6 protein-coding genes are annotated in these 13,210 nt (G+C 63.8%); 5 read left to right on the plus strand and 1 reads right to left on the minus strand.

The genetic code is table 11. The features are described from left to right. The first annotated feature begins 30 nt into the window (after positions 1–30). Both glgX and AB0323_RS22585 read left to right on the plus strand, forming a co-directional pair. Complete coding sequence (gene glgX, locus AB0323_RS22580) at positions 31–2,139, plus strand: glycogen debranching protein GlgX (protein ID WP_366179319.1); 2,109 nt, start codon at positions 31–33, stop codon at positions 2,137–2,139. Between the two features lie 5 nt (positions 2,140–2,144). Next, a complete protein-coding gene (locus tag AB0323_RS22585) occupies positions 2,145–2,504 on the plus strand; it encodes a barstar family protein (RefSeq protein WP_366179320.1) in 360 nt (119 codons plus the stop codon). Between the two features lie 42 nt (positions 2,505–2,546). Here the strand turns inward: AB0323_RS22585 and glgP are convergent, their stop codons facing one another. Continuing rightward, positions 2,547–5,165: an alpha-glucan family phosphorylase gene (gene glgP / locus AB0323_RS22590; RefSeq protein ID WP_366179321.1), complete on the minus strand. Its 2,619-nt coding sequence runs from the start codon at positions 5,163–5,165 to the stop codon at positions 2,547–2,549. Between the two features lie 131 nt (positions 5,166–5,296). On the opposite strand from glgP, the gene AB0323_RS22595 reads away from it, so the two are divergent. Genes AB0323_RS22595 through AB0323_RS22605 form a run of 3 tightly spaced genes read left to right on the plus strand, consistent with a single transcriptional unit; the run spans position 5,297 to position 12,865 of the window. Further along, the gene (locus AB0323_RS22595; protein ID WP_366179322.1) at positions 5,297–7,375 is read left to right on the plus strand and encodes an alpha-1,4-glucan--maltose-1-phosphate maltosyltransferase; all 2,079 of its coding nucleotides are present in this window, start codon (positions 5,297–5,299) and stop codon (positions 7,373–7,375) included. A gap of 5 nt (positions 7,376–7,380) precedes the next feature. After that, a complete protein-coding gene (gene treS / locus AB0323_RS22600; RefSeq protein WP_366179323.1) occupies positions 7,381–9,177 on the plus strand; it encodes a maltose alpha-D-glucosyltransferase in 1,797 nt (598 codons plus the stop codon). A 10-nt stretch (positions 9,178–9,187) separates the two neighbouring features. Continuing rightward, the gene (locus AB0323_RS22605) at positions 9,188–12,865 is read left to right on the plus strand and encodes a 1,4-alpha-glucan branching enzyme (RefSeq protein ID WP_366179328.1); all 3,678 of its coding nucleotides are present in this window, start codon (positions 9,188–9,190) and stop codon (positions 12,863–12,865) included. Positions 12,866–13,210: the final 345 nt, after the last annotated feature.

A 13,210-nucleotide genomic window follows, 5' to 3' on the forward strand; every position in this document is an offset into this window, starting at 1 on the left:
AATTGGCGTCGGAGACTAAACTCTCAACTAATGGTTATGCCGATTGTTGACACAGCATCTACAGTGGACGCCTCGCGGCCGTCGCCGCTCGGGCTGAGTGTTCCGCTGCCTGGGAAGTCCGGCCGCGACACCCGTTCGCCGGACCGGGTCAACGTCGCTGTGTGGGCCCCCGGACTCACGCGGGTCGAAATCGCCTTCAAGGCCCCCGGTGACTCCTGGAAAGTCCACACGCTGCCCAACCTTGAGGACGGCGTGCACTACGGGATTGTCGACGGACTGCCGCCCGGCACCCGGTACGGCTTCCGCGCAGCAGCCCGCGAGGACGCGATTCCATTGTCGGCTCCTGCTCCGGACTTTGACGCCGACGACGCCGAGCAGCTGTTGCTGGATCCCTACGGCAAGGCGGTGCACCAGCGTGGAGAGCTGCTGACCTCCGTACGGATGGAAACGGCTTTCGATTGGGGTGGCGATCGCCTGCTTCGCACGCCGTGGCGGGACACCATTGTCTACGAGGCGCACGTCCGCGGCCAAAGCATGCTGCACCCGGACATCCCCGAGCACCTCCGCGGCACTTACGCGGGCATGGCACACCCCGCCATGATCGAGCACTTCCATTCATTAGGGGTGACGGCCGTTCAATTGCTGCCCATCCACTTCCACATGGACGAGCAGCACCTGCAGTACTTGGGCCTGACCAATTACTGGGGATACAACACCGCGGCGTTCTTTGCGCCACACGCGGACTACGCCACGCAAGCCGCCCAGCAGGCGGGCCCCCACGCCGTCCAGGACGAACTCAAGGGCATGGTGAAGCTCCTGCATGCCGCGGGGATCGAAGTGATCCTCGACGTTGTCTACAACCATACGGCGGAAGGCGGGCCCGACGGCGATACCTTCAGTTTCAGGGGCCTGGGCGAGCGGCAGTACTACCGCCACGATGCCCACGGCCGTTACCTTGATACGACAGGCTGCGGCAACACCCTTAACTTCGCCGAACCCCGGGTGGTGGACCTGGCCATTGACTCGCTGCGATATTGGGCGGACGAATTCCACATAGACGGCTTCCGTTTCGACCTTGCCGTGACGCTGTGCCGCAATGCGGGCAATGAATTCGACCCTGAGCACCCGTTCTTGAAACGGGTCGCCCAGGACCCGGTGCTTTCCAAGACCAAGCTCATTGCCGAACCATGGGATGTGGGCTATGGCGGCTGGCAGACCGGGCGGTTCCCCAAGGGATGGGTGGACTGGAATGATCATTTCCGCGACAGCGTGCGCCGTTTTTGGCTCTCGGAGCGCGGCGCTTCCGACGGCGGGATGTCCGGAAGCACCATGGGAGACCTCGCTGACGCCTTGACGGGCTCGGCCCGGGTCTTTGAACCTTCAGGACGCTCCAGGCTCGCCTCGCTCAACTTCGTCACGGCCCACGACGGCTTCACCCTGACCGATCTGGTGTCCTACGACCGTAAGCACAACGAGGCCAACGGCGAGCAAAACCGCGACGGGCAGACCAACAGCCTCAGCTACAACCACGGATTCGAAGGCCGCACGGAAAATGAGACTATTCTCGCTGCCCGTGCCCTTTCGAAGCGGAACCTCATGACGACGTTGATGATCTCGATCGGCGTGCCCATGATCACCGCCGGCGACGAGCTCGGACGAACACAGCAGGGAAACAACAACGCCTATTGTCAGGACAACCCCCTGACGTGGATCGACTGGACGCAGACACCCGAATCGCATGACATGCTGCGGAGCACCAAACGGGTGATCCGGCTCCGGAGAGATTTCCTGCAAGCCCAAGACGCAGGCTTCCCGGACAGCGGGACGGGCCTGGATTGGTTTGATGAAAAAGGCCAGCCCATGACGGCGGACCGTTGGCACGATCCCTCACGGCGGATTGTGCAGCTTTTGGTGAGCTCCGAGGGCGGCACTTACCGCGGCTTGATCGTGATCAACGGCAACAAGGATGACAAGAAGATCGTCCTGCCCAAACTGCTCGCCGAATCGGGAACGGGGAGCCGGATGTTCGAGCTACGCCTGACCACTTCGGAACTCAATGACCGCCGGCAAGGAGCGCTCGTCGCGGCCGGCGAGCGGGAAATCGTCCAAGGCAACACCATCAACGTCTACCGCACCTAGGAACCATGAAGATCTATTCCGCAGATACCTGGACACTGGAAGAACTCCAGGAACAAGTGTCCGACGCCGGCCGCCGCACCGTGCTGGTGCCGCCGGCAGCAAGCAAGAAGGCCGTCTTGGAAGTGTTCGGCCAAGTGCTTGATTTCCCCGAGTACTACGGGGTGGACCTGGACGCGCTCAACGATTCACTCCACGATTTCGCAGACAGTGTGTCCGAGGACGACCAACCACCCGTCACCTTGATTTGGCAGGTCCCGGCGGCTTACCGGACAGACCGGTCCTTCGGATTGGTTTGCGAAATCCTCCAGAACGCCGAATCCTACTCCGGGCGGGACCTTGCCGTCATAACGGTCTTCCAGCAGTAGCGCGGCTGGCGGGTGGGCGGTGCCCACCCGGCCAGCTTGTCGCTACGCGTTCACGATCAGCCCCAGTTCGGCCTTCGATGCGAGGGAGGGGTGCTTCGGGAAGACCCGGACGGTGTAGCCGAAGGATCCGGAGCGGTTGATCAGGATGGAACCGGTGAACAGGTGCCTCCCGTTGCCGAGGTCCTCGAACGAGCTCAGTTCGGCCACGGTGACGTCCTCCAGTTCATCGCTTTCTTCAGCCCGCCCGTAGGCCACCTCAACGCTCACGTCGTCCGGTGTCAGGGTGTGGAGGGCGATGTAGGCGTTGACCTGGAGGGTGTCCCCGATCTGCGGCTCTTCGGAGACACCGACGGAATCGACGTGTTCCACGATCAGCTGAGGCCAGGCGCTGCGGACCTTCGTGATCCAGGCCGCGAGTTCCTTCGCTTCCTTGAAAGAGCCGGCCACGGCACGCCGTCCCGATTCCGCTGCGGGGCGGTAGAGGGTGTTGACGTAGTCCTGGAGCATGCGGTCGGCCGAGACTGCCGGGCCGAGGTGGGCCAGGGTGTGCTTGATCATCGAGACCCAGTGCGTCGGGATGGTTTCCGGGCCGGACTGCGAGGGCCCGGCGGCGCCGGCGTCCGCGGAGACCGTGGAACCGTAGAAGCGCGGGGCCACCTGGGTCTCCAGGAGCTCATAGAGGGCGGCGGCTTCGATGTCATCGCGTTCTGTGGGTGACGCGTCGTTGTTCGCGGTCGGGATCGCCCAGCCGTTCTCGCCGTCGTACATCTCATCCCACCAGCCGTCCAGGACCGAGAGGTTCAGGGAACCGTTGATCGCGGCCTTCATCCCGGAGGTCCCGCACGCTTCCAGGGGCCGGAGCGGGTTGTTCAGCCACACATCGCAGCCCGGGAACAGGGTGCGGGCCATGGCGATGTCGTAGTTGGGCAGGAACACGATCCGGTGCCGGACGGCGGGGTCGTCGGTGAACTTCACCAGGTCCTGGATCATTTTCTTGCCGGCGTCATCCGCCGGGTGGGACTTGCCGGCGATGACCAGCTGGATGGGGTGCTTCGGGTGCAGCAGCAGCGCCTTGAGCCGGGCCGGGTCCCGGAGCATGAGGGTCAGGCGCTTGTAGGTGGGCACACGCCGGGCGAAACCGATCGTCAGGACGTCCGGGTCCAGCACGGTGTCCGTCCAACCCAGCTCGGCATCGGCCGCCCCGCGCTTCTTCCACGCTGCCCGGAGCCGACGCCGGACATCCTCCACGAGGGACACCCGGAGTTGACGCCGCAGCGTCCACACGTCCTCGTCGCTGACGTTGTAGGCGAGGTCCCAACGGCCCATGGCCTCGGCCTCGGTCCCGAATTGCTGGCGGGCCAAGGCAGAGATGCGGGGATCCACCCAGGTGGGTACGTGGACGCCGTTGGTGACGGAGGTGATGGGGATTTCGGAGTGGTCAAAGCCTGGCCAGAGCCCGGAGAACATCTCGCGGGAGACCACGCCGTGGAGTTTGGCCACGCCGTTGGCCCGCTGGGCCAGGCGCAGGCCCATGACGGCCATGTTGAAGACCGCGGGGTTGCCGCCCTCGTAGTTTTCCCGGCCGAGTTCCAGGACCTTCTCCACCGGCACGTCCGGGGCCAGGCCGGCGTCGAAGAAGTGCCTGATCTGCACGGCCTCGAAGCGGTCGATGCCGGCAGGCACGGGGGTGTGGGTGGTGAACACCGTGGACGCCCGCCCGGCGGCCAGGGCTTCGGACCAGCTCAGCGGGGCCTCGGAGGACATGAGTTCCTGGATGCGTTCGATGCCCAGGAACCCGGCGTGGCCTTCGTTGGTGTGGAACACTTCCGGGGCCGGGGTGCCGGTGAGGCGCTGGTAGACGCGCAGCGCCTTCACCCCGCCCATGCCCAGCAGCAGTTCCTGCTGCAGGCGGTGGTCACCGCCGCCGCCGTAGAGGCGGTCCGTGATCCCGCGCGCGGCGTCGTCGTTGGCCGGAACGTTCGAGTCGAGCAGCAGCAGCGGCACGCGCCCGACGTCGGCCCGCCAGATGTGCGCGTTGAGCTTGCGTCCGTTGGGCAGCGGCAGCGCGATCGTCACTGGCTTGCCGGTCCCGTCCTCGGACGGTTCACGCAACAGCGTCAGGGGCAGGCCGTCCGGGTCAAGGACCGGGTAGGTTTCCTGCTGCCAGGCGTCCCGGGATAGGGACTGCTTGAAGTAACCCGCCTGGTACAGCAGCCCGACGCCGATCAGCGGCACACCCAGGTCCGAAGCGGCCTTCAAATGGTCCCCGGCCAGGATCCCCAGGCCTCCGGAATACTGCGGAAGCACCTCGGTGATCCCGAACTCCGGGGAAAAGTACGCGATGCACGCCGGAGCGTCCGGACCCAGGCCCTGGTACCACCGCGGCTCGCTCAGGTACCGGTCCAGGTCCGCAGCCGCGTGCTGGACACGCTCTACGAGTTCATTGTTGGAAGCAAGCTGGTCCAGCTGATCGCGGCTGATCGACCCTAGGAGGCTTATCGGATCGTGGCGGCTCTCCTCCCACAATTCCTGGTCAAGGCTCGCAAAGAGCTCACGGGTAGGCCGGTGCCACGACCAGCGCAGATTCATGGCAAGACGCGCCAGGGGCCGGATCGGCTCGGGGAGCAGGGTACGGACGGTAAACCTTCGAATTGCCTTCACGAGCGTCACACTAATCCACCCGGTAGACAGCAGGAACAGCTTTCGGTTTCTTTTAGGTAAATGACACATTGCGCGGAAGAGTCTGGCGTACCTCTTCGCAAAATGTGATTTTTCTCGCTAACGTCGAGGTTGTGACCACTACTGCAGCACCGCGATCCAGCTCAGCATCCAAGTCCAAGCAGAAGGCCGGTATCACCGAAGGTCTCAGGTTCGGCAGATTCCCCATCACGGCTGTGCAGCCCGTGATCGAGGAAGGCCGTTTCCCGGCCAAAGCCTTGCCTGGTGAAGATTTGGTGGTTGGCGCCACGGTTTTCCGTGAGGGCCATGACCAGCTGGGGGTGAGCGCCGTCCTGCTGGACCCCAAAGGCAAGGAACGCCAACGAGTCCGGCTCGCCCCGGCACCGGGTGAGCGTGGCAAGGGAACCGACCGTTGGGAGGGCCTGCTGACCCCGACGGCGCCCGGAGCCTGGACTTTCGCAATCGAGGCCTGGCACGATCGCTACGGCACGTGGCACCACAACGCGGAAGTGAAGGTCGAGGCCGGCATCGACGTGGAGCTGATGCTCGCCGAGGGCGCCGCCCTGCTCGCCGAAGCGGCCAGCGAAAGCACGCGAAACGGAGCGGACAAGCGCATCCTTCGCGCTGCCTCTGAAGGCCTCGCCGATGCGTCCAAGACTGCCGAGGAGCGACTTGCCGCCGGCTTCAGTGCAGAGGTCGCAGCCGTCATCGAGCGCCAGCCGATCCGCGAACTGGTAACCGTCTCGGAACAATACCCGCTCCTCGTGGAGCGTGACCTCGCGGGCCGCGGGGCCTGGTACGAATTCTTCCCCCGTTCCGAAGGTGCCGTTTTCGATCCCACCACGGGAACGTGGACCTCAGGCAACTTCACGACGGCGGCCAAGAGGCTCGACGCCGTTGCGGACATGGGCTTCGACGTCATCTACCTGCCGCCCATCCACCCGATCGGTTTCCAGCACCGCAAGGGACGTAACAACAGTTTGACTCCGGGTCCGCAGGATCCCGGCTCGCCGTGGGCCATCGGCTCCGAAGCCGGCGGCCACGACGCCATCCACCCGGAATTGGGATCGTTCGAGGATTTCGACGCCTTTGTGGCCCGCGCCAATGAGCTGGGCCTCGAGGTGGCGCTGGACCTGGCGCTGCAGGCCGCCCCGGACCATCCCTGGGTGAAGACCAACCCTGAATGGTTCACCACCCGCGTGGACGGCAGCATCGCCTATGCCGAAAACCCGCCCAAGAAGTACCAGGACATCTACCCCCTGAACTTCGACAACGATCCGGCGGGTCTGTCCAAGGAAATCCTGCGGATTGTCTTCCTTTGGGTGAGCCACGGCGTGAAGATTTTCCGCGTGGACAACCCCCACACCAAGCCGGTGTGGTTCTGGGAATGGCTGATCAGCAAGGTCAACAAGAAGTACCCCGACGTCGTTTTCCTCGCCGAGGCGTTCACCCGCCCCGCGATGATGCACGCACTCGGACGGGCAGGGTTCCAACAGTCGTACACGTACTTCACATGGCGGAACACCAAAACCGAACTGGAATCGTATTTCCACGAGGTCAGCCACGTAACCCCGGCCTTCTTCAGGCCCAACTTCTTCGTCAACACCCCGGATATCCTCACCGAATACCTCCAGTACGGCGGTCCGGCCGCGTTCCGCATCCGCGCAGCACTGGCAGCCACGGCCAGCCCGCTCTGGGGCATGTACGCCGGATTCGAGCTGTACGAGCACGTGGCGCGTCCCGGTGCCGAAGAATACATCGACAACGAGAAATATGAGTTCAAGAACCGCAACTGGGATGCCGCAGCGGCTTCCGGACACAGTCTCGCCCCATACATCACGCGGCTCAACGCCATCCGGAAGGCCCACCCAGCCCTGGGTGACCTGCAGAACCTGACGTTGCATCACAGCACCGATGACGCAACGATCGTGTTCTCCAAGCACAAGACCATGCCCGACGGCAGCAAGGACACCTTGATCATTGTGGTCAACGTCGATCCCCACGGCACCAGGGAAAGCACTGTGACCCTGGATCTCTCCGCTCTTTCGCTGGATCCATCCGACTTCACCGCCAACGGACAGTTCTGGGTGGATGATTTGGTCAGCGGCGAAAGCTGGGAGTGGGGCGAGTACAACTACGTCCGACTGGACGCCCATGTAGAACCGGCACACATTCTCAACATCCGGAGGTAGCCTTAGTGAGCTTTAATCCGCAGGGTCAAAGTCAGTACTTCACGCCGAAGAACACTTTCGAGCTGAATGCCCCGGGTCTTCAACATGACCCTCATTGGTATCGGAAGGCTGTTTTCTACGAAGTGTTGGTGAGGGCCTTCGCGGATGCGAATGGCGACGGTTCCGGTGACTTCCACGGACTGATCGACAAGCTGGATTATCTGCAGTGGCTCGGGGTGGATTGTTTGTGGCTGCCGCCGTTCTTCGCCTCGCCTTTGCGCGACGGTGGTTACGACATTTCCGATTACACGTCGGTTTTGGACGAGTTCGGCACCATCAGCGACTTCAAACGGCTCGTGGCCGAAGCCCACGCGAGGGGCGTCAGGGTCATCATCGACCTGCCGCTGAACCACACCTCGGACCAACACCCTTGGTTCCAGGAGTCACGCAAGAACCCGGACGGCCCGTTCGGCGACTTCTACGTGTGGAGTGACACCGACGCGAAGTACCAGGACGCGCGCATCATCTTCGTGGATACGGAAGAGTCGAACTGGACGTTCGATCCGATCCGCCGGCAGTTCTTCTGGCACCGTTTCTTCAGCCACCAGCCCGACCTGAACTTCGAAAACCCCAAGGTCATCGAAGCCGTTCACGACGTCGTCAGGTTCTGGCTGGACCAAGGCATTGACGGCTTCCGGGCAGATGCCATCCCGTACCTCTTCGAAGAAGAAGGCACCAACTGCGAGAACCTGCCGGCCACCCATGGCTTCCTGCGGGACCTTCGGAAGATGGTGGACGAGAACTACCCCGGCCGCGTGATCATCGCCGAAGCCAACCAACCGCCGCACGACGTCGTCGAGTACTTCGGCACGGAGGAAGAACCGGAGTGCCACATGGCCTTCCACTTTCCCATCATGCCGCGCCTGTACTACGCACTCCGCGACCAGAAGGCCGCTCCCATCATCGAGACACTGCGCGAAACCCCTGGAATCCCGGCCGGCGCGCAATGGGGTACCTTCCTGCGAAACCACGACGAACTCACCCTGGAGATGGTCACCGCGGACGAACGTGCCGCCATGCTGGGCTGGTACGCGCCGGACCCGCGAATGCGGGCCAACATCGGCATCCGGCGCAGGCTCGCTTCCCTGCTTGACAACTCCCGCGCCGAGATCGAACTGATCAACGCCTTGCTGCTTTCCCTGCCCGGCAGCCCCTTCTTGTACTACGGGGATGAAATCGGGATGGGAGACAACATCTGGCTTGACGACCGCGACGCCGTCCGCACGCCGATGCAATGGAACCCGGACCGCAACGCTGGTTTCTCCAATGCCGACCCCGGAAAGCTCTACCTGCCCGTCATCCAGTCGCTGGTCTACAACTACAGCATGGCGAACGTCGAGGCCGAAGCGGCCCATTCCGGCTCGCTCCTTCGCTGGACGCGCCAGATCCTGAGCGTCCGGAGGAACCACGCGGTCTTCGGGCTAGGCGGCTACCGGAACGTTCCGGCAGACCACGAGGCGGTTCTTGCCTATTTGCGCGAACTCCGGGAGGACAATCCGGAAGGCGAAGACGCCGAATCCGTCCTTTGCGTTTTCAACTTGTCCCAACATCCGGTTGCTGCCACTTTGGACATCCCTGACTACGCCGGAAGAGGCCTAAGGGATGTGTTCGGAGGCCAGCCGTTCCCGGGAATCGGCGCCGACGGCTCCCTGACGCTCACGCTCGGCAGCCACGACTTCTTCTGGCTGCGGATACGTTCGGCGGGTTCCACCGGCTCTTCGCCGTACACCCAGGCCATCCCAGTGCTCTCCATCGAAGGCTGACATGAGTCATATGGCACCCACCACGATCCTGGCCTCCCTGCTCAAGGAATGGCTGCCCCGGCAGCGCTGGTTTCCGGTCAAGGGAGGGCTATTCGAACTGGATTTCGTCGGCTCGTTCGGCCTTCCCGCGCCCGCCGCCGGCACCGGCCTGGAGGTCCAGCTCATCTCCGTCGCCTACGCCACGGCCGATGGCGGGAGGCAGACTGACATCATCCAAGTACCGCTCAGCTTCCGCTCAGCGCCCACGGCCGCCTTGGCAACTGCCTTAGTGGGCCAGATCGGCGGAACAAGCGATGAAGACCCGCCCGTCTGGGTATACGACGCCCCCCACGATCCTGACTTTGTGACCGCGTGGCTCGATCTCATCCGGGGTCAGGTCTCAGCGGAGCCTGGAGAGGGGGAGTGCACCGCGAACGGCCATACGGTCCCCGGCAGCCTGCGGCTGCCCGCCGCCACAGGAACCGTGCGCGTCTCTTCCGGTGAGCAGTCCAACACTTCAGTGATCGTCGACGACGGCGTGTCCCCGGCGATCGTGAAGATCTTCCGGGTCCTGTCGATCGGCAAGAACCCCGAGGTGGAGGTCGGCGCGGCCTTGACCTCGGCGGGAACGAAGGAAGTGCCCTCTACCCTTGGTTGGATTACCGGAACCTGGGAAGTAAGGACGCCCCTGGGCCGGCACGGCACAGCCTCGGCGGATTTCGCCGTTGCCCACGAATTCCTCGCCGGCGGCCAGGATGCCTGGCGCCTCGCCGTCGACGCTGCGGCATCAGGCAGGGACTTTGCCACCGAAGCCCGGCAGCTGGGCCAGGCGACCGCCACCGTGCACCTGCGGCTCGCGGAAACCCTCGGGACCGCCCGGGAACGCGTTCCGGGCCAGGACATCGCGCCCGAAGTAGCCCGGCGCGTCCGCCAGTCGTGGGCTGAGGCCGGCACCGCCGTCGGGCCCCATGAGCAGCAGCTTGAGGCGCTCCTGACGCAACTGTCGGGCAAAGAAGCCGGGACGCTGCAGCGCATCCACGGAGACCTTCACCTGGGCCAGATCCTCTTGGTGCCCGGCGCCGCGGGCCAACCGGCCCGGTGGGCGATCCTGGACTTTGAGGGCGAACCCCTGAGGCCGATCGAACACCGTAACATCCCAGACGTTCCCCTGCGGGACGTCGTCGGAATGCTGCGGTCCTTCGACTACGCGGCCGGTGCGGCCATCCGCGAGAACCCGGGCGCCCGGGTTCCCGCTACGTGGGTGGACGACTGCGCCGAGGCGTTCCTGCTCGGCTACAGCGACATCACCCCCGGAACCATTGACCGCCAATCGCCACTGTTTGTGGCATTGTGGCTGGACAAGGCCTTGTACGAGGTGATCTACGAGCTGCGGAACAGGCCGGACTGGTTGCCCATTCCGGTCAATGCTTCGCGGCAGCTCCTCGGAAATACGAGCCCCGGCACGGATGCCGCGGCGACATCGGAAGGTAAGGAAATGACAGGCTCAGCACGTACCGAACGGCCCCGAGTCCCGCTGTATGTGGACGCCGCTACCCTGGGCCGGGTGGCCGCTGGTGCGCACCATGCGCCGCACTCGGTGCTCGGCGCCCACCTTGACGACCACGGCCACGTCACCATCCGCACGGTCAAGCACCTCGCGGCGGAGGTAAGCGTAGTCACCGAAGCTGGTTCCACCCCGATGATCCACGAGACCGACGGGATCTGGGTGGCGGTCCTCGAACCGCTGCAGCACGGCCACGTGCCGGACTACCGCCTGGAGGTTGTGTACGGCGATTCCGCACCGGTGACGATCAACGATCCTTACCACTACCTTCCAACCGTCGGCGAGCTGGACCTGCACCTCATCGGAGAAGGTCGGCACGAGCGGCTCTGGGACACCCTGGGCTCCCACGTCCAGCACTACCGCTCCCCGCTCGGCGATGTGGACGGCGTCTCCTTCGCCGTCTGGGCGCCCAACGCACAGGCAGTCCGCGTCAAGGGCGACTTCAACTCTTGGGATGGGCGCGAGCATGCCATGCGCTCCCTCGGGTCTTCGGGCGTCTGGGAGGTCTTCATTCCGGGCGTCGCAGCAGGAGCATGCTACAAATTCGAACTGCTCACCAAGGCCGGCCACTGGGTGGAAAAAGCCGACCCACTCGCCTTCGGCACCGAAGTTCCGCCCTTGACCGCGTCACGCGTGGTGGAGTCCGGCTACCGCTTCAAGGACGACGCCTGGATGACGGCGCGCGCCAACAAGGATCCGCACAACTCGCCCATGAGTGTCTACGAAGTCCACCTTGGCTCTTGGCGCCTTGGCCTCGGGTACAAGGAGCTGGCCAAGGACCTCGTCGAGTACGTGAAGTGGCTTGGCTTCACCCACGTGGAGTTCATGCCCGTGGCCGAGCACCCCTTTGGTGGTTCATGGGGCTACCAAGTCACGTCCTACTTTGCTCCGACCTCCCGCTTCGGGCATCCGGATGAGTTCCGGTTCCTGGTCGATTCACTGCATCAGGCGGGCATCGGCGTCATCCTGGACTGGGTCCCAGCCCACTTCCCGAAGGACGCATGGGCCCTTGCCCGCTTCGACGGAGAACCACTGTACGAGCACTCCGATCCCCGCCTCGGTGAGCACCCGGACTGGGGCACGCTCATCTTCGACTTCGGCCGCACGGAGGTTCGCAACTTCCTGGTCGCGAACGCCCTGTACTGGCTTGAGGAATTCCACATCGACGGGCTTCGGGTGGACGCCGTGGCCTCCATGCTCTACCGGGACTATTCCCGCGAGGAAGGGGAGTGGTTCCCCAACGTCCACGGCGGCCGCGAGAACCTGGAAGCCATCTCCTTCCTCCAAGAGGTCAATGCCACGATCTACAAGACCCACCCGGGCGCAGTGACCATTGCCGAGGAATCCACGGCGTTCCCCGGCGTCACGGCACCGACCAACCATGGCGGCCTGGGATTCGGCCTCAAATGGAACATGGGCTGGATGCACGACTCCCTAAAGTACATCTCCGAAAACCCGGTGAACCGTCGCTGGCACCACGGTACGGTGACGTTCTCCATGGTCTATGCCTTCACCGAGAACTTCCTGCTGCCCATCAGCCATGACGAGGTGGTGCACGGCAAGGGGTCCATGCTGCGCAAGATGCCCGGCGACCGCTGGCAGCAGCTTGCCAACCTGCGGGCGTTCATGGCTTACCAGTGGGCGCACCCGGGCAAGCAGCTCATCTTCATGGGCACCGAATTCGGCCAAGAGGCTGAATGGTCCGAACAGCACGGGCTCGACTGGTTCCTTGCCGACATCCCCTCGCACCGCGGACTGCAATTGCTCACCAAGGAGTTGAACACGCTGTACAGCTCGACGCCGGCCCTGCATGTCCGGGACAACGAGCCTGGCGGTTTCCAGTGGATCAACGGTGCGGACGCGGATCGCAACGTGCTGACCTTTATCCGCTGGGACCACGACGGCAAACCCCTGGTGTGCGCCGTGAATTTCTCGGGAGGCCCGCACCAGGATTATGTGCTTGGCGTCCCGTCGGCCGGCGCATGGCAGGAAGTGCTCAACACCGACGCCGAGGTGTACGGAGGCTCGGGTGTGATCAATAGTGGTGAACTGCTTGCCACCGCACCCGGGGCGGAAGGACTGCCTGCTGCACTGACCGTCACCTTGCCGCCGCTCGGAGCTTCCTGGTTCGCGCCTGTGGGGTAGATGTCGTGCTTGTCTGAGGGTGAAGGGTCCGGAAGCCTGGGGTTTCCGGGCCCTTTGCTTGGATCTTGCAGGCGGCGGATGAAGGGCAGGATGCCGCCTGCCGGGGCTTTTGCCTCCCCGGGGAACTGGTGGTATAGTTAGTACCCGCGCTGCTCCCCAGGGGAGATCGGTGAAGTTGACTGAAGTTCCTCGTGAAAATCAAGTCAAGAACGCCGATTTGACTAGGATGCAAGCAGCCGGTAAGTTTGAAAAGTTGCTCCGGAGCGATCCTGGACCCTGTGGGGTGTGGGTGGTGCCGGGTGTGTCTGTTGTTTGAGAACTCAATAGTGTGCCAAGTTTGTTGAT

It is taken from the genome of Arthrobacter sp. NPDC080031 (genome assembly GCF_040702485.1).
Classification (GTDB): Bacteria; Actinomycetota; Actinomycetes; order Actinomycetales; family Micrococcaceae; genus Arthrobacter.

What these genes read in the sequence shown, in the direction of transcription:
- AB0323_RS22605 (WP_366179328.1), top strand. Translation starts at nt 9,188, where the DNA reads ATGGCACCCACCACGATCCTGGCCTCCCTGCTCAAGGAATGGCTGCCC.
- glgX (WP_366179319.1), top strand. Translation starts at nt 31, where the DNA reads ATGGTTATGCCGATTGTTGACACAGCATCTACAGTGGACGCCTCGCGG.
- AB0323_RS22585 (WP_366179320.1), top strand. Translation starts at nt 2,145, where the DNA reads ATGAAGATCTATTCCGCAGATACCTGGACACTGGAAGAACTCCAGGAA.